At 38.7% G+C, this 17,233-nt stretch carries 17 protein-coding genes and 1 riboswitch; of the genes, 15 read left to right on the top strand and 2 right to left on the bottom strand.

What is annotated here, in order from left to right; all coding sequences use genetic code 11:
* Positions 1-99: 99 nt before the first annotated feature.
* The 7 genes from MKY15_RS21845 (at position 100) to MKY15_RS21815 (ending at position 5,918) form a co-directional block, all read left to right on the top strand.
* The gene (locus MKY15_RS21845) at positions 100-1,221 is read left to right on the top strand and encodes an FAD-dependent oxidoreductase (protein ID WP_342538585.1); all 1,122 of its coding nucleotides are present in this window, start codon (positions 100-102) and stop codon (positions 1,219-1,221) included.
* A 151-nt stretch (positions 1,222-1,372) separates the two neighbouring features.
* The gene (locus MKY15_RS21840) at positions 1,373-1,906 is read left to right on the top strand and encodes a YhcN/YlaJ family sporulation lipoprotein (RefSeq protein WP_342538583.1); all 534 of its coding nucleotides are present in this window, start codon (positions 1,373-1,375) and stop codon (positions 1,904-1,906) included.
* Positions 1,907-2,137: 231 nt separating this feature from the next.
* The gene (locus MKY15_RS21835; protein WP_342538582.1) at positions 2,138-2,914 is read left to right on the top strand and encodes a hypothetical protein; all 777 of its coding nucleotides are present in this window, start codon (positions 2,138-2,140) and stop codon (positions 2,912-2,914) included.
* Between the two features lie 214 nt (positions 2,915-3,128).
* Positions 3,129-3,530: a hypothetical protein gene (locus MKY15_RS21830; RefSeq protein WP_342538581.1), complete on the top strand. Its 402-nt coding sequence runs from the start codon at positions 3,129-3,131 to the stop codon at positions 3,528-3,530.
* A gap of 891 nt (positions 3,531-4,421) precedes the next feature.
* Entirely contained in the window at positions 4,422-4,619 is a 198-nt protein-coding gene (locus MKY15_RS21825) for a hypothetical protein (protein ID WP_067210533.1), read from the top strand.
* Positions 4,620-4,748: 129 nt separating this feature from the next.
* Positions 4,749-5,504, top strand: a complete 756-nt coding sequence (locus MKY15_RS21820; RefSeq protein ID WP_067210531.1) for an exodeoxyribonuclease III — start codon at positions 4,749-4,751, stop codon at positions 5,502-5,504.
* Between the two features lie 132 nt (positions 5,505-5,636).
* Complete coding sequence (locus tag MKY15_RS21815) at positions 5,637-5,918, top strand: VOC family protein (RefSeq protein WP_255428699.1); 282 nt, start codon at positions 5,637-5,639, stop codon at positions 5,916-5,918.
* Positions 5,919-6,075: 157 nt separating this feature from the next.
* Here MKY15_RS21815 and MKY15_RS21810 read toward each other — a convergent pair whose 3' ends face one another.
* Both MKY15_RS21810 and MKY15_RS21805 read right to left on the bottom strand, forming a co-directional pair.
* Entirely contained in the window at positions 6,076-7,008 is a 933-nt protein-coding gene (locus MKY15_RS21810; protein WP_342538580.1) for a YsnF/AvaK domain-containing protein, read from the bottom strand.
* A 420-nt stretch (positions 7,009-7,428) separates the two neighbouring features.
* On the bottom strand, positions 7,429-8,631 hold the full coding sequence (locus tag MKY15_RS21805) for an MFS transporter (protein ID WP_342539798.1): 1,203 nt from the start codon (positions 8,629-8,631) through the stop codon (positions 7,429-7,431).
* 151 nt (positions 8,632-8,782) lie between these two features.
* Positions 8,783-8,884, top strand: a riboswitch (purine riboswitch).
* 154 nt (positions 8,885-9,038) lie between these two features.
* On the opposite strand from MKY15_RS21805, the gene MKY15_RS21800 reads away from it, so the two are divergent.
* The 8 genes from MKY15_RS21800 to MKY15_RS21765 all read left to right on the top strand — a co-directional run bounded on the left by MKY15_RS21800 (position 9,039) and on the right by MKY15_RS21765 (position 16,883).
* Positions 9,039-9,626: a xanthine phosphoribosyltransferase gene (locus MKY15_RS21800; protein ID WP_067213979.1), complete on the top strand. Its 588-nt coding sequence runs from the start codon at positions 9,039-9,041 to the stop codon at positions 9,624-9,626.
* A 47-nt stretch (positions 9,627-9,673) separates the two neighbouring features.
* Positions 9,674-10,909, top strand: a complete 1,236-nt coding sequence (locus tag MKY15_RS21795) for a nucleobase:cation symporter-2 family protein (RefSeq protein ID WP_067213980.1) — start codon at positions 9,674-9,676, stop codon at positions 10,907-10,909.
* Positions 10,910-11,005: 96 nt separating this feature from the next.
* Positions 11,006-11,995 carry a tyrosine-type recombinase/integrase gene (locus tag MKY15_RS21790; RefSeq protein WP_342538579.1) on the top strand — a complete coding sequence of 330 codons (990 nt, stop codon included), beginning with the start codon at positions 11,006-11,008 and terminating at the stop codon, positions 11,993-11,995.
* 876 nt (positions 11,996-12,871) lie between these two features.
* Positions 12,872-13,099, top strand: coding sequence for a hypothetical protein (locus MKY15_RS21785; protein ID WP_342538578.1), 228 nt, complete (start codon positions 12,872-12,874; stop codon positions 13,097-13,099).
* A 48-nt stretch (positions 13,100-13,147) separates the two neighbouring features.
* Entirely contained in the window at positions 13,148-13,870 is a 723-nt protein-coding gene (locus MKY15_RS21780) for a hypothetical protein (protein ID WP_342538577.1), read from the top strand.
* 164 nt (positions 13,871-14,034) lie between these two features.
* A complete protein-coding gene (locus MKY15_RS21775; RefSeq protein WP_342538576.1) occupies positions 14,035-14,247 on the top strand; it encodes a hypothetical protein in 213 nt (70 codons plus the stop codon).
* 669 nt (positions 14,248-14,916) lie between these two features.
* On the top strand, positions 14,917-16,365 hold the full coding sequence (locus tag MKY15_RS21770) for a hypothetical protein (RefSeq protein WP_342538574.1): 1,449 nt from the start codon (positions 14,917-14,919) through the stop codon (positions 16,363-16,365).
* A gap of 242 nt (positions 16,366-16,607) precedes the next feature.
* Positions 16,608-16,883 carry a hypothetical protein gene (locus MKY15_RS21765; RefSeq protein ID WP_342538573.1) on the top strand — a complete coding sequence of 92 codons (276 nt, stop codon included), beginning with the start codon at positions 16,608-16,610 and terminating at the stop codon, positions 16,881-16,883.
* Positions 16,884-17,233 lie beyond the last annotated feature (350 nt).

Below are 17,233 nucleotides of genomic sequence, written 5' to 3'. Positions count from 1 at the left end.
AGTCGCGGGTAAATTCGACAAAACCATGTTAATCGGTCAAAATTCAGTATAAGAACTGGTATGATTAGAATAAACTCAAAGTGGAAAAGGTGTTTTATAATGAAGAAATTTATCATCATAGGCTCAGGAATTTTAGGAGCGTCGACAGCGTATCATTTAGCCAAATCTGGAGTTAAAGTGACAGTTATAGATCGTCAGGACGCGGGGCAGGCGACGGATGCGGCAGCGGGCATTATCTGTCCATGGCTATCCCAACGGAGAAATAAAGCTTGGTACGCCCTTGCGAAAGGCGGGGCGGCATATTATACGTCACTCATCCAACAGCTTGAAGAAGACGGGGAAACGGAAACGGGGTACCGACGCGTTGGTGCGGTTAGCTTGCACACGGATGCTGTCAAACTCGAGAAAATGAAAGAACGTGCGGTAAAAAGACGAGAAGATGCACCTGAAATTGGCGATATCCGTCAATTGAATGCAAGTGAAACATCGGCTTTATTTCCGCCGCTTTCTGGGGAATATGAATCTATTCAAATTAGTGGAGCGGCTCGTGTAAACGGGCGAGCTTTACGAAATGCGTTGGTCAGTGCCGCAAAAAAACATGGTGCAGTGTTCGTAAATGGGTCTGCAGCACTTATTGCTACAGACAAAGTTGTCACGGGAGTTCAAGTAGAAGATCAACAGTTTTTAGCGGATAAAGTCATAGTCACTGCCGGTGCATGGGCGGCAGAATTAGTTGAGCCGCTAGGCATTCATCTACAAGTGAGTGCTCAAAAAGCACAAATCGTCCATCTACAACTTGAAAAAACACAAACCACCGAATGGCCAGTCGTCATACCACCAACTGACCAATACATTCTTGCATTTGATCATGGAAAAGTAGTCATTGGAGCAACGCATGAAGATGATAAACAGTTTGATATGCGCGTTACTGCTGGAGGCTTGCATGAGGTATTAGGTAAAGCTCTAACAGTCGCGCCAGGATTAGCAGACAGCGCTTTTACCGAGGTACGTGTAGGTTACCGTCCGTTTACCCCAGGTTTCCTCCCGATTATTGGAGAAGTTCCAGGAGCAAAAGGGATTTTACTAGCGAATGGATTGGGTGCTTCAGGACTAACTGTCGGACCTTTCTTAGGAAAACAACTAGCAAAATTAGCAATGAATGAACCGGTTGAAATAGACCTTGAGTTGTATAAAGTTGTAAGTGCAATCAAAGCTGAGTAACAGTCGCCTGAATGTATTACCATAATTTACTTCATTCTCAAGCCGTTTTTCAGCTTGAGAATTTTTTTGGCATAAAATTTTAAAACGACTACATAAAAAAAGACAAACAGACCATGCTATCGTTACTGACAAATTTGAAGGAGGATTATCAATGACTAAGATGTTGCGTGTTTTGGCCACTTTGCTCGTCATTTTTTCTTTGATGGGTTGTGGAACGAAGAAAAATGAAGAAGTGAAGGACAATGCAGTGGGGACAGAAACAGAAACGGATGTAAACGATACTACCACCAATGATTCAACAAACGGTACTACAAACAACTCGGCAACGGATACCAATCCAAATAGCGAAGGTAATCAAGAGCTGACGGTCGCTGATGATGTTGCTGATAAAATAGTGGAAATGGAAGAAGTGGAAAGCGCCAATGTCATCGTAACTGACACAAATGCTTATGTGGCAGTCGTGCTAAAAGAAGGAGCAGATGGTTCAGAAGTGACTGAGAATAAGATTGCGGATGAGGTCAGGTCGACTGATGCTAACTTTAAAAATGTTTATGTATCGATGAATCCCGATTTTGTAAAACAAATGGACGAATATGGAACTAAGATTAGAGAAGACAAACCAGTGGAAGGATTCTTTGAAGAGTTTTCAGATGCGATGAAGCGAGTATTTCCTGATGCGCATTAAGCTATCCGTTTCAACTGTCTATTCAATAAAAGGCTCATCATTCTTCCAATGAATGATGAGTTTTTTTTGATGAATAAACTATTTTCGGAATTACACTTCAGGTTCTCGCTAATGGACAGTTAAACCTGTTTATTTCTCGCATCGTACTTATAAAAAGGATTAACAAGCAAGAAAAAGGGGAATACGAATAAAATCGAGTATTTTTTGTGGTTTATATAAGGAGAGAACTATATGAAATCAAAAAGAGTCAGCGTAATTGTCATTAGCGCTTTATTCATACTGGGTGGATGTTCATCAAGCGCGGATCAAGTTGTAGAGACACCAGATATTACCGAAACGGATACACCCGAAAAACAAATAGAAAGCCCCGAAACTAATCCTGAGCAAACACATGAAGAAATCTTAGCGCAGGTAACATCTGCTATAGAAACTGATGTGAAATTGATGTTGCCAGAGGATATTTTTGTAGGGGAAGGTTATCTGACGGCGACTACTGCATCGAGCAAAAATAATTACGAAGTAAATTTTTATGTCACAAATGTACCGATTCCTGTAAATGATTCTACCTTGCACGATGCACACCCTTATATGATTGTGAATGGGACATGGTATGATTCAGCGGCTAGTGCTAAAGCGAAAATCAATTACCAACCCATCAATGATGGCGCTCAAAAAGTTGATTTGGGAAATGGCATTACGGGATACCAAGATGCCGGTGCAGGGAGTATTTTCCTTACATGGCATGAGGGGCGCTGGTCATTTTCGATGCGTAATCGGAATAGCGAAGTAGGAAGTGCGAAAATGATCGATTTGGCAAAAGAGATTGTCGCAAAGTTAGAAAACCAATTATTACCAGCTCCGCAAAAGATCGGGGCTGGGATGTTTGATATGAATAGTGAGGGTGCAGCTGCGAATAGCTTTATGTGGCAGGAAGAGGAAGTCGTTTACGAGGTATATACGGTAGATCCTTTGTTACTTGTTGATACTGTAACAGACCAGATGAAGTAAGAATAGTGCTGAAGTCAAGACACCGCTCCAAGAGAAAAATGTAAACATTCTTCTCTTTAAATTAATGCTTCCTTGCCTGTGCTAAACACAATTTGAAGTTGTGTTCAGTACAGGCATTTTTCGTATTGCGAATTATTTTCCAAATTAAAGAGGTATTCCCACAACTATTGTGAATAAAATAGAATAACAAACGATAATTACGGGAGGAATAATTATGTTAAAGCCTGTTGAAAAGTTGCCGCTTGGGTTCATTTTTATACCTGTGATGATGCTATTGTTATCGTTCACAATACTCACTAATTTTAATTTGATTGGCTATCATTATAATTTAGATGAAAGTGCATCTTTCATAACGATTGAAGAAGGTTTTTTCAACAAAGAAAAATATAATATACAAATTAATGATGATAACACTCTACAAATCTTACAAAAGGTAATGATTCCTGTTAATTCAGCAGAGCGTATATGGCAATCCGATTTGATTATAATCTCGTTATTTATCGGATTATTTGCATACATATTTCAATCAGCTGCAAGACAAAGAAAAACCTTTAACTGGTTCGTACAATTATATGTAGGCATGTCTTTTTGTTATCCATTTATTTACAAAATATAATGGTGAGTAGGGGTTGGGGAAATCCATTTTCACGGGATCATTTCCGGTCCGCTTTCGGCGAAATATTCACGACACATTTATCGAGAGGCATGTGTGGCTAGAAGTGACTCCGTCACTTCTAGCCACACTATTTTCGTTAATCCTGTTGCGAATAGTTGCCTGTCGCGTTCCTACAATATTTAAGTGAATAATGCAGTTGCCTGGAAAGAAAAGAATAGATGACTTTCTATAGGTGGTGTAGGTGCCCGAAGATGCAATTTCGGGCACTCTAGTACGTTGTAAAATGCGTTCCTTGCTTACTTTTAGCAAAGAGTATGCTCCTAATCATGTGATACCTTATAGAAAGTGACACTTCTTTACTTAAAAAAGAAAAAACCATATAGAATGCATCAGCCGCCAAAATTGCATCTTTGGCGGCTTTTATCCAGGTAGATGCCCCTCTATTCTTTCGTCTCAAAAAGTTTTAGCACTTCGTATACTTATGCATTTGGAGCGCGATGGATGAAGGACCACCATACGATTATCGGGAAAGAAATGTAGTGATGCGACAAAATCGCATCACTACATTTCTAGACATCTCGATAATCGTATAGAAGTCTTTATATCCAAAGCAATCCAAAGTCAACTTTACACGTAGCGCCTAGTAGTTAATCATGTTATTCACTGGTTACTTTGGTTAATCAACAGACGTGATATGTAGTATGTCTTATCTTCTTTATAACATGGAATATTAGTGTCCATAGCGAGATACTAGAGAACATAGGGGAGTTCAATAAACGAGGTTTATAGATCCCGAACAAAGCCGTTGAGATTTGTTTATTAATGAAAAAATGAAACCAATTTGAGTAAGTAACGTATAGTAAGTTAAATCAAAAAATGGGAGGAATACATATGAATGGACAAGATGAATGGGAAACCAATCTGGACAAAGAAATGATAGCGCTGAAAGCCAAAATAGATCATTTGGAGAATGAAATCAAGGAAATGGAATTTCTTGTGCCAAAACCATTTATCACCTCGGAACAAATCGGGCAGATTGGCAAATTTCTATTAGGAGCAATCGTTCTAATCGGAATTTTTTGGCGATGAATGAACCAACTAGGCTAGCTGTAGCAGAATTTTCGTTTTTAATAGGTGAAAAATTGAACGTATGTTCTTTTGTGCTATAGTAAGAATGGAAAGAGAATTCGCAGAGGTTAATCAAAGGAGTCAATCTATATGAAATTAGTATCATGGAACGTCAATGGATTAAGGGCATGTGTTAGTAAAGGTTTCTTAGAATACTTTGAAACGGTGGATGCAGACATCTTTTGTGTACAGGAGATAAAACTGCAAGAAGGTCAAATTGATTTACAGTTGGATGGTTATCATCAATATTGGAATTACGCACTAAAAAAGGGCTATTCAGGTACGGCTGTATTCACGAAAGAAAAACCATTGACTGTGAAATACGGTGTAGGCGATTTAGATGCTCAAGAAGAGGGACGGATTCTTACGCTTGAGTTCGCGCAGTTTTATTTAGTAAACGTCTATACGCCAAACTCGCAGCGGGATTTGGCACGATTGCCATTTCGCTTGGAATGGGAAAACGACATGCGTGACTACTTAAAGAAACTGAATGATATGAAACCAGTCATTCTATGTGGTGATTTGAATGTCGCGCATCAGGAAATAGATGTACGAAATGTGAAATCGAACATCGGTAATTCGGGCTTCACCAGTGAGGAACGCGGAAAGATGACGGAGCTATTAGGGGAAGGATTCATCGATACGTATCGGTATTTCAATCCAAATCTAGAAGGAGCATATACTTGGTGGTCGTACATGAGTAAGGTTAGGGAACGGAATATTGGATGGCGGATTGATTATTTCATAGCCTCCAAACAATTGGAATCTCTATTGAAAGATGCTACCATACATCCACATATACTCGGCAGCGACCATTGTCCGATTGTTTTAGAAATTGATTTATAAATAAAGATGTTAGGGGAAATAACTTATAGGGACTACCGACCAAAAATAACGACGTTGCTTATCTTTGCTTATGATTGAAGCAAATGCACAAAATGCCATGAATTTTTACACAGCTATTTTGATGAATCGGAAATTCTAAATGTAGTCCATCAAGAAAACGACATGATCATGCACGCCACATTCACAATAAAAGGACAGGCGTTCATGTGCATCGACAGTTCTATCAACCAAGAATTCACATTCACTCCTTCCACTTCATTGTTTGTGGCATGTGACACGGCAGCGGAAATTGGTCGGCTTTTTGAACAGCTATCACAGGATGGACGAGTCCTGATGCTGCTTTCTGAAACGCCGGTCAGTGACAAGTTTGGTTGGGTAGGGGATAAATTCGGCGTCACCTGTCAATTGAACTAACCAAAAAAGTGATGGAAGTCAATCCGGAAAACGAAAAGGAGCTTGCTTAAGTAGATCATCTACTTAAGCAAGCTCCTTTTTAAAGGAATAAGAAAATATCTGTTTTTCAATCTTGAGCAGTGTCTAGACTCCAGGTGCCTTACGGTTTTCTTAATTATTAAAATCGTTTCCGGTCGATTAAAGAATCATTATTTAATTCATTCCGCTCAAATGGATTTGTATCCAATGAATGTATGGCCGTCCCATCACGTTCATCTAGTACTGCATCGGTCCGGTCGATATCCGCTTCTTCACGGCGCACGGTTTCGTTAACCGTTTCTGTATCATGAACTTCACGTTTGCCAACCACGATTTCTTCACTAACGACAGGACGTTTTGTCACTTCAACCCGCTCTTCCATAACAGGTATATGAATATTTTCACCATCATCAAACACTTCTCCGGCAGCAGTCTCTTCAGTTACTGCGCGTCGTTCAATGTACACTTCTTCACGTGTGACGGGCACTTCTACCGTTTGTGTCTCTTCGACAATGTGCTTACTGACGTTCACTTCACCCGCCTGATAGCGTTCTTTGTCGACATTGAGCTTCTCTTCGTGCAATCTTAGATGTTCTTCCTGTTCTGCATCTGTTCCTAACCCTAACCCTTGGCTGTTCATTGCTAGATTGGGATTATCATAATCATCAACAACAAGATTTGAGCCGATATTAGGATCTGTATAACCTGCTTGATATTCCGTTCCTTGATTTCCATAGAGATTACCGTATTCCTGGTCCACGTATAGAAGAATTCCGCCAGCTTTGACTTCATTGAAATAACGGTTGGATTCTTCGTCGGTGAAGCCCATGTTAGTGAATGCACCTTTGACGGGTTCATCTCCGCTCAGGAAAGCGATGAACTTGTCCATCCAGTTACCTTCAGGCGATCGGAGATCCACATCAGTTTCTCCTCGGATAATCGATAATGTATCTGCATCATTCGTCACAATATAAATATCGTTTTTAGTATAACCTTGCGCTTTTAACTCATCAATCTTATTCAAGACTTGGGTTTCATTATGGAATGTACCTACAAACTTTTTGTCAGCCATTTCAAATTGCCTCCTAAGATTTTTATAGTGTTAGTGCTAGTCTTTAAAATACCCAGCTTTCAAATAATAAAACCTATCCGCAATTTGCTGCTGAAGCATATTGAATTCACGTTAACGATTACCTGTTGAACCCATTTGATTAGTAGCAACTGATGCAAAAATGAAAAGAATGAAAGAGAACTTTATCAATTTGCCTCGTAAAAACGGCAAGAACTCTAGGGGAGTTGTCTGTATTTGATTTATAGTTGGGTTAGTATTAACTGCTATTTTGATAGAGAGGTTCTTTTGATAGCCCAGTAGAATAAAGAGGAGAAGGTCAAAACGGATGTTGTAGCCGAGTAAAAAAATGATAACTTGAAAAAGGCTGTAAACCAATATTGGTTTACAGCACTTTTTTGGTAGTAGAAGATTTCTAAGCACCTACTCTGGAGTAACGAAGGTGTTTTTCCCTGCTTTCAAGCCTGATAGGAGGACAATTAAAGATGCAATGATAATAATCAGCATCGGCACTGTCCAACCTGATGTGAAATCGTGTAATAATCCGAAGAGTACTGGTCCAACCGCCGCAAGTAAATAGCCGAAGGACTGTGCCATACCTGATAGATCTGCAGCTTCATGTGGTGTCCGTGTGCGTAATGAGAAGAACATCATTGAAAGTCCAAATGCTGCGCCACCTGCAATTCCAATCAAAATCATAAAGAGTGGAACAAGTGCAGTTGTGCCTGCCATGATACCGCCATAGCCCAAGAGGTATAATAGTGCGACACCCGCTACAATCCAGCGCTGATCTTTTACTTTTCCTGCTAGAATCGGAACGATGAATGTCATTGGTAATTGCGCAAATTGCAAGAGGGAAACCATCCATCCAGCACTATCTGGACTTATTCCTTGCGTTTTTAACACCTCAGGCATCCATGCGGAAGTTGTATAAAATATCAAAGATTGGAACCCCATAAAGAAGGTAACACTCCAAGCCAATTGAGAACGCCATAAAGAGGGTGATTTGGCCTTTTCCAAATGAACATCCAATGAATTTGGTGATTTCTTGTTTTTAAGTTGCGGGAGCCAGACGAGTAGAGCGATAAATGCTAGCAACGCCCAAACTCCTAATGCGCCTCTCCATCCAAACTGTGTATTATGAGAAAGTGGTGCACTGACGCCAACCGCGATGGCTGCGGATAAATTCATAGAGACCGAATAAATACCGGTAATGAGACCCATATGCAGTGGAAAGTTGAGTTTTATTAGACCTGGTAATAAGACATTTCCAAATGCAATGGCAAGTCCTATTAGGAAAGTGCCAATGAGCAAATTAGGTGTTGTGCCTAGAGAACGAGTAATAATACCTGCTGTCAATAAAATGAGTGATACAAATAATGTCAGTTCCATTCCGAAGCGACGTGCAATTTTCGGAGCGAACGGTGAAATAAGTGCAAAAGCGAGCAGAGGAATGGTCGTTAGGAATCCCGCTAATACATTTGAAATGGCCAAACTGTCTCTAATGGAAGAGATTAATGGTCCGACAGATGTTAAAGGCGACCGAAGTGTGGACGCGATGAAAATGATTCCGATAAGAAGAAACCATGTATTTCGTGTGAATTTTAATTTTTTATTTGTATTCATGGAATGTGGATTGGTCAAGATAATGCCCCCAAAGTCTACTTATTTCATCTACAATAACACATTCACCGCACATAGTACGTTCATTGAATTGAATGAATCATTATTTAACTTTTGAGGATGTTGAAATCTGAAATTCCCGTGCTATACTAATAACATTCTAATAGCATTCGCTCATATAATAGCGGGAATATGGCCCGCAAGTATCTACCGATTTACCGTAAATAAATCGACTATGAGAAGCAACGAATTGAAAAAGTCGTACTCATTTAATTGGGTATGTCTCTTTCTTTTCCATTCAGCAAATAAGCCTGAATGACATTGCTCCTCTCATGGTTTGATTGGATGCATGGTCATAGGGCTTATTTTTGTGGCTCTTGATTGTGAAAACAAGAAGGAGGAAAAATAAAATGAAATTGTTAAAAGATAAAATTGTAAAAGACGGTAAAGTATTATCGAATCAGGTGCTAAAAGTAGATTCATTTTTGAATCATCAAATCGATCCACCTCTTATGCAGGCGGTTGGGGAAGAATTTGCAACACGATTTAAAGATGCGGGAATAACAAAAATTCTAACGATTGAATCGTCGGGTATTGCTCCATCAATGATGGCGGGCTTGATACTAGGGGTACCGGTAATTTTTGCACGTAAAAGGAAATCACTAACGTTAGTGGACCATTTGTATACGGCGAGTGTCCATTCATTCACAAAAAACGAAACAAATGATATTTCCGTTTCAAAAGATTTCATTACAGCACAAGATACAGTCTTACTCATCGATGACTTCCTTGCAAACGGACAAGCTGTACTTGGGTTGCTAGATATCATTGAGCAAGCTGGAGCGAAGTTGGCAGGCGTTGGTATTGTTATCGAAAAAGGTTTCCAACCTGGCGGGGCGCTCATCCGTGAACGCGGCATCCGTGTAGAGTCACTTGCGAATATTGCTTCACTCGAAAATGGGCAAGTGACATTTATTGAGGAGGAAACTTCCAAGTGAGCAATCCACTTAAGTCAACTGCTTTAGGGCTCCAACATGTTTTGGCGATGTATGCGGGGGCGGTCCTCGTACCATTAATCGTCGGTAATGCACTGGGCCTAACTTCTACACAACTGACTTATCTTGTTTCCATCGACATTTTAATGTGTGGGATTGCAACGATTTTACAAATTATGAATAACCGTTTCTTCGGAATCGGATTGCCCGTTGTATTAGGCTGTTCGTTTACAGCGGTAGGACCGATGATTGCGATTGGCACCGAGTCTGGAATTTCCGCTATTTATGGGGCAATTATCGTATCGGGACTTTTCGTCATTGTTATTAGCCGTTTCTTCGGTATGCTTGTACGATTTTTCCCTCCAGTTGTAACAGGTTCTGTAGTTACGATTATCGGTATTACGTTAATTCCCGTGGCTATTAACAATATGGGTGGGGGACAAGGTGCAAGTGATTTCGGTTCATTGTCGAATATAGCATTGTCTTTCGGAACGTTGCTTTTTATCCTCCTAGTCTTCAAGTTTTCCACTGGTTTTATGCGGGCTATTTCCATCTTACTCGGCTTGGTTGTCGGGACTGTTGTTGCTACGTTTATGGGGAAAGTTGACTTCTCGGCCGTTCGGGATGCAGCCTATTTCCATATGGTTGAGCCTTTCTACTTCGGTATGCCGACTTTCGAATGGTCGGCTATCTTTATAATGATCTTAGTGGCAATGGTATCCCTTGTTGAATCAACAGGCGTTTACTTTGCGCTAGGTGATATTTGTGAGCGCGATATAAAGAGAAAAGATCTTGAAAAAGGGTATCGTGCGGAAGGGATCGCCGTCTTACTAGGCGGTATTTTCAATGCATTTCCGTATACGACGTTTTCACAAAATGTCGGTTTAATTCAAATGTCAGGTGTCAGATCACGAAAAATTATTTTAATCGCGGGTATTATGTTGGTTACGCTCGGTTTTGTTCCAAAAATCGCAGCTTTCACAACAATTATTCCAAATGCTGTTTTAGGTGGCGCGATGATCGCAATGTTCGGAATGGTCGTTTCCCAAGGAATTAAAATGTTAAGCAAAATTATTACTGATTCTCAAGAGAATTCTATGATCATTGCTTGCGCAATCGGGATAGGACTTGGTGTGACAGTCGTACCTGAACTCTTTGCACAATTCCCTTCAGATCTTAAAATATTAACGAGTAACGGTATTGTCGCGGGAAGTGTCACTGCGATTGTGTTGAATATACTCTTTAATATGTTGCCTTCACGTAAGAAGAAATTTAAAACTGAATAAAATTTTCCCTTGAAGTACCCCACATTCTACAAGGTGAAATATGATGTAATGTCGCCTACTTTTCCTGTTCATATGGAGAGGAGGCGGCATTTTTTTATGCAGAAAAAAAGAATCCATATTAGAGAAATAGATGATGAAGTAGTGGTTTCATTTACATTCCAACAAGCGTTTGAATATTTTTATTCTGCAAAACGTTCGGAGGAAAAACGTAAAACTACATTGGGCACTTACAACGAGCACTACAAATTCTTCACGAAGTGGCTGAAAACTACTAATCATGATATCTCGTTAGTAAGCGAGCTATCTGTCGTAATTGTGCGTGAGTACATCAATTATATGAGGGAAGACCATTACAACTTTAAAAGTAAAGAAAATGGTCTAGCCACAGAAACTACCAATGCAAGAATCCGATTCTTGAAAACTTGGTATGCCTTTTTACTAAAGGAAAAACTAATCAGCGATAATGTTTTACTTTCAATAAATCTTCTCAAGGTCGATGAAAAAAGGTTGAACCTGTTAACTGAAAAAGAGATGCAAGCGTTACTAAGCACACCAGACAAACGTTATATGCCTCAATGGAGGGATTACTGCATTATGTTTTTAGCATATGATTCTGCTTTGAGGATTAAAGAACTAATTAGTCTGGATGTAAAGGATATAGATTTTGTAAGAAGGCAGGTTATTTTACCTTCAAGCAAGGCAAAGGACAGAAGAATTAGAGTTGTACCGATATCTAATCACACTATCAAACTGCTTATAAAACTTATAGACGAAAATAACAAAAACTTTCCTGATGCTGAAGCGGTGTTCTTGAACTGGTTTGGTGAGAGGATGGCATCTGACACTTTTCGAAGGAATTTAAGTCGTTATGTCACTAAAGCAGGAATCGAAAAGAAGTTTTCTTGTCATGATTTCAGAAGACAATCTGTGACCGAAATGTTGAAGAATGGGGCATCTGTATTTGCAGTGCAACGAATCGCGGGACATTCCCAGATAACTACTACAAGACGATATGTCCAATTCGATGAAGAAACAATTAGGGATCAACATGATTTATACAGTCCAATTAACAGATTGAAGTTTTAAAAATGAACACAAAAAGAGCCAGGTGTTCTAGCACCTAAGCTCAGGTATATCACACTAATAGGTATCTCCTTTTACCTAGTGACGAATGGTGAGAGCTACCATGAAGGCTTAGGTTGGAAGCGTTGACTAGTTAATGCAAGTGCGATTGTATTTAGGCATGTACAGGCTATTAAAGGTGTACAGGCACATGTGGGGCGATGAAAGCATGAGAATACAACGATAGGAATATCGGAACTAAAAGAGGACGGACAAGAAACCTCAGTCGTCTCTTGACGCTGTATCTGTATGTAGTTTGCGTCTACTTTTCAAACACTATGATTCTTTTTTCTAATTCATTTTGTTTGAAAAGTAGGCAAAAACTTTCACAATCAATTTCCTAGATAAAGCTTCTACTCTGTCGTGGAAGGGCAGTTCAAAGTCAAGTAACAAGTACGCTTTGTACATTTTTAATGTTCATCAAATGGAGGTGAAGAGATGTGCAAACGTAAGCCTGAGCAGTAGCATCCCCAGTTGGGAACATCAGCCAGCAATAACAAGTGGCAGCAGGAACGAGACAAGTCTTATAACGATAGAGTCTCAAGGGTGGAGGGGGTCGGATGGGGAACAGTCTCGAGTGGTCACATATAAGACAGGGGAAATAAAAACGGCTGATAATTAACGTCAGCCCTTATCAATCCTCACACCTAATACTCTCACAGACTGTTCACAGCTACATTCTAACCGTTTAGATATCTCTGTGGTATAAATGTTAGCCAATCTATCAGTACGCTCAAGTCAATAGGAAAACTAATATACGCCAATGAGCGCAGAGGTCAAGCTGAAAGTGATCCTATTAGAAAAAGTAGAATCGCAAACTTTCTGAAAGAGTATTGGGGAGTGAAACACGGAGGTGACCGATCAAGTGGACATAATGGGAACTTGAAAACCACCGCAGATATTGCGGAGATTAGAGAAACAAGCAAGAACGTCAGACGACTCCTAAAACTCAACGACCTTATCCCAGAAATCCAACAGTATGTCTCATCGGGAAAACTTGGAACAACAGCAGCTGAACAATATGCATATATTACCCGACTATTCATATATTTCCTTATTTCATGTTAACGGTGTGGTACTATTATCTTAGTTATTAGTTCAATAGGGGGAATGAGGATGAAGAAAAGTAAGAAATTCTTGGTTGCTGTGATACTATCGACAACTCTAGTTCTTGGAGCATGCGGTGGTAATGCAGATGAAGGTTTTCGCAATATTAAATGGGGGATGACAATGGAAGAAGTCATTGCCATTGAGGAGAATGAGGGGAACAGTGATTTTGAATTACGTGAAGATTTCCTAGGGATGGATTTAATTGAATATGAAAATGTAATCGTAAATGGTCATAAAGCTTCCCTAGAATATAGTTTTGCTAATGAGGCGGATGGATTTGAACTAATTCGAGAGCAGAATTATCTACCTCCAAAAATGTATGATGAGTATGAGGACTTGAACAGTTCTGATTTTAGTGAGGAAGAAATCGAAATAGAGGTAAAAAAAATAGATGAAAAGTATAAAAAAGATATTGAGGAGTATATTGAACTCTTGGATCAAAATGAAATAGTGAAATTTTCTGATTATATTTTGATAGAGAGTAGTTATTCATTTGAGGACTTAGATGAAGAAGATATAAAAGAAATTAGGAATTCATTGATTGCAAAATACGGAAAACCAAGTAGCGGGGAAGAAGATGATGATTACTTTTTCAGGGTTTTAGATACTATTGAACTTTATTACTCAGAGAACATTGAGGAAGGCAAAGTTACAATTGGCTATTCAGCAAATTATAAATCATTGGAACACAAAATGAAAAAGAATAAATCGAACAGTGATGGATTATAAAAATCAACTAACAAAAGGAGTCGCGTATTAGCGGTTCCTTTTTTGTTGGAAGAAAATGACCTGTATCCAGTTGTCAATATTTAATTTAAAACAATAGTTTCCGATTAGACTTTCGTCGGTATAATGATTAGTAGGAAGAGTTGGAAAATTGAATCTAGAGGAGAATGATGAAAATAAATGAACTAACAGACGAACAGCGCTATGAAGAGATGTATGCACGCATGGAGCAACGAAAGGATGCCGAGAGGGCAGTCAAACTACCTTTGCTACAGGAAATGAGGGGACGTACAATAGAACTCCATGAAGAGTTAACCGAGCTAGTAGAATACAACCGAAAAGAGAGTGAAAGAATCGACATCGCCACGTGCAATCAGTAGAAAATATTAGTATCAGCATTAGTCGAGAGGTTCAAACTTAACGAGGTTCCCGTATCAATAAGTTATTCAAATATTAAGAGGATGTTCAACAGCTAGTGCGTTATGTACAACGGGTAATTGATACTAAAAACTCTCGAACAGGCGACATCAATTTATAGGAGTTCACAGCATTGAAATTCAATTCATATGAGCGTCTTAAAGATGGGACTAGACAAAGACAGCCCGGAAATCTTGAAACGCTCATAGGAGTTCACTGGTATACATTAGAGACACCATAATAAAAAGACCATGAACCCAATTATCGGGAGCATGGTCTATATTTGATTATTCAGTCAAATTAAAGTGGTAATCCATAAACTAAAAGAATTTCTTATCTTCATTGCAATAAAAGTCTAACTTCTATACAATTAATTGAGCAATCCTACAATAATGATACTCTACCCTTAATTGTACCATTCGAGTAGTGATTGAGTCAATAGATATTTTTGTTATCATACGATTGAATGAAAGGAAGTTGATGGGTATGCAGTTTTAAGAATAGAAAAGTTGAAAAGTTTCTTAGTCACGGACACTAAAATCAGAAAAGTGGTCATGGGAAATGACAGAAAAGACGAATCGGAACGGGAATCATTGACAATAAAATACTAGGACGAAGGAAGAGGTATCACCATGAGAGTATCAGAATTAGTTACGATTGATGAAATTAACAAGTGGGAACAAGGTGACATTATCACGATTAAAGCAGGGACTGGTGCCGGCAAATCATATTTCATTAAGAACAATCTCCACGCAATTGCTGAAAGAGATGGCAAAAGGATTTTAATGCTGATCCACAGAACGAATTGTACGAAACAGTTTTTAATGGAAATTGAGGCAGCAAATAAGACAGATGTAATTGATATTAGAACTTATCAGTCTATTGAAGCGGCTAAAAGAAACAGGGTCATTTATAACCTTGATCTCTATGATTTTATAATTTGTGACGAGTGGCATTATTGGATGGGTGATGCAAATTTCAACCGTCAAAGTGATTTATCTCTTAACGCCATTCTTAACCAAACTAAAGCAATAAGGATCTTCATGAGCGCAACCGGAGATACAATGAAATATTATCTTACTGACAAAAAGCATCTAGGACTTTCCACTGTTGACTATGAGCTTCCTATTGATTTTAATTTTATAAAGCATCTGGAGTTTTTTTACAAAGATGAAACTTTTGAAACTTACATTGAGCAAGCTATAAAACATAAAAGGAAAGCTATCTTCTTTGTACAGTCCGCTGCAAAAGCTTATGCACTCCATGAGAAATATAAGGAACATTCACTTTTCAATTGTGGAAAAGGTAGTAATTTTCATCAGTTCGTTGATAAGGAAAAAATAAATAAAATGTTACTCGAGGAAAAGTTTAATGAGCTTATATTATTCACAACAACGGTTATGGATGCTGGTGTAAATATTGTAGATGACGAATTGAATCATATCGTAATAGATGTGAATGACACAGGATCACTTATCCAATGCATTGGTAGAAAACGCTTAAAAAATAAGAATGACTATATCGTTTTACATGTGAAAGCAATTGGAGGGCGACAGCTCGGAGGTATAGAGACTCGTCTTTTATCAAAAATCAAAATGCCTTTACACCTTTTCAAAAATGGCGATAAATCAATGGTTGGTGAATATTTCAGAACAAATGAAAATAGTGAAATGATATATGACATTTTAAATGAAGATGGGAATATTGAAAAGAAACTCAATGAGCTAATGTTTTTTAAGGTTGTGGCAGATGTGACTGAAATTGATAGGATAAAGAGCTTGGGAAAGTATGGTTATTGCTTGTATTTGTCAAAGCTGTTTAAATTACCGTACAGCATTTACGAAGAAGAGGAAAAAAAGGATAGTTTAATGGACTATATTGATAGTGTTGTAGGTAAGCGATTATTTAAAGAGAATCAGAAGGAACTGATTGAGCGTATTGATCTAAGAGTGGATGGGAAACAACAGAAAAGCTATACGAAATTAAATGAAGGCTTAGAGATGATTAAACTACCATTCATAATAATTCCTAAGAAAAGTGGAAGTATGAGATATTGGTTAGTTGAGAAGATGGAAATATAAATTGGGACAAAATTGACGTGAAGCTTATAATAGCTTGACGTAGAAATTGTCCCAAGAAGAAATTAAATATCCAATCACAGACAGTCCGAGCGTACTTCTCGGGGTGGCGAAGGGTTGAACAAACGCTCTTGTACTTTGTTTGTTTGACACTTGCACTTAGGCAATACTTATAGAAGGAAGAGACAAGTACAAGACATCGAAAAGTTGCAACCAGATAAAAAACAGAATGGGGCGGAATAATAATGACGAACACAACGAAAATAGGAATAATAAACGAAATCAAGTCAATAGTTGCAGTAGCACAGGCAACACAGGCGGTTATAGATGCACAGTTAATCCTACTAACTGCACAAATAGAGCATTGCCACCGTAACCCTGACAATGAAGAAATGGCTCATATCATGCAGAGTATCGAAGAAGATAGGCAGTTTGTAAGGCATAAGCAAAAGAAGTTAGGCGACTATATCGGCTTAATCGACTATTATCAAGACCAATTAAAAAACTTTCCAATCGTGTGAGAACGATAAGAAAGCATACAGATTTAGACCTATGCAATTAAATTAGATGCGTGTCGACACCTATCTAACAATATTGAACGTATGCAGCCACTAACTGTATACGTTCTTTTTTCTATGTAATAAACAGGGTATAGCACACTGGAACACTAGTTCCTGTTATCTAACGAAAGGAACTAGTGTTGGAGGCGGATAAGCAGGATCAACCATCCGTTAAGACGGTAATTTACTATCAATACCGCCTATATATTTAATTATAGTCGAATTAGGACAATAATCAATAATGGACGGAATAGCAGGTAAATACGGGTGTCGCTCGACACGACCCGAGACCATATACGAGTGATATAATT

Origin of the sequence: Sporosarcina sp. FSL K6-1540, from assembly GCF_038620285.1 — a bacterium.
Classification (GTDB): domain Bacteria; phylum Bacillota; class Bacilli; order Bacillales_A; family Planococcaceae; genus Sporosarcina; species Sporosarcina psychrophila.
Note: the sequence above shows the minus strand (reverse complement) of the source record. Positions and strands in the feature narration are given on the sequence as shown.

Bases quoted from the DNA above. Each gene is read 5' to 3' on its own strand.
- MKY15_RS21845 (WP_342538585.1), top strand. From the start codon at position 100: ATGAAGAAATTTATCATCATAGGCTCAGGAATTTTAGGAGCGTCGACA.
- MKY15_RS21840 (WP_342538583.1), top strand. From the start codon at position 1,373: ATGACTAAGATGTTGCGTGTTTTGGCCACTTTGCTCGTCATTTTTTCT.
- MKY15_RS21835 (WP_342538582.1), top strand. From the start codon at position 2,138: ATGAAATCAAAAAGAGTCAGCGTAATTGTCATTAGCGCTTTATTCATA.
- MKY15_RS21830 (WP_342538581.1), top strand. From the start codon at position 3,129: ATGTTAAAGCCTGTTGAAAAGTTGCCGCTTGGGTTCATTTTTATACCT.
- MKY15_RS21825 (WP_067210533.1), top strand. From the start codon at position 4,422: ATGAATGGACAAGATGAATGGGAAACCAATCTGGACAAAGAAATGATA.
- MKY15_RS21820 (WP_067210531.1), top strand. From the start codon at position 4,749: ATGAAATTAGTATCATGGAACGTCAATGGATTAAGGGCATGTGTTAGT.
- MKY15_RS21810 (WP_342538580.1), bottom strand. From the start codon at position 7,008: ATGGCTGACAAAAAGTTTGTAGGTACATTCCATAATGAAACCCAAGTC.
- MKY15_RS21805 (WP_342539798.1), bottom strand. From the start codon at position 8,631: ATGAATACAAATAAAAAATTAAAATTCACACGAAATACATGGTTTCTT.
- MKY15_RS21800 (WP_067213979.1), top strand. From the start codon at position 9,039: ATGAAATTGTTAAAAGATAAAATTGTAAAAGACGGTAAAGTATTATCG.
- MKY15_RS21795 (WP_067213980.1), top strand. From the start codon at position 9,674: ATGTATGCGGGGGCGGTCCTCGTACCATTAATCGTCGGTAATGCACTG.
- MKY15_RS21790 (WP_342538579.1), top strand. From the start codon at position 11,006: ATGCAGAAAAAAAGAATCCATATTAGAGAAATAGATGATGAAGTAGTG.
- MKY15_RS21780 (WP_342538577.1), top strand. From the start codon at position 13,148: ATGAAGAAAAGTAAGAAATTCTTGGTTGCTGTGATACTATCGACAACT.
- MKY15_RS21775 (WP_342538576.1), top strand. From the start codon at position 14,035: ATGATGAAAATAAATGAACTAACAGACGAACAGCGCTATGAAGAGATG.
- MKY15_RS21770 (WP_342538574.1), top strand. From the start codon at position 14,917: ATGAGAGTATCAGAATTAGTTACGATTGATGAAATTAACAAGTGGGAA.
- MKY15_RS21765 (WP_342538573.1), top strand. From the start codon at position 16,608: ATGACGAACACAACGAAAATAGGAATAATAAACGAAATCAAGTCAATA.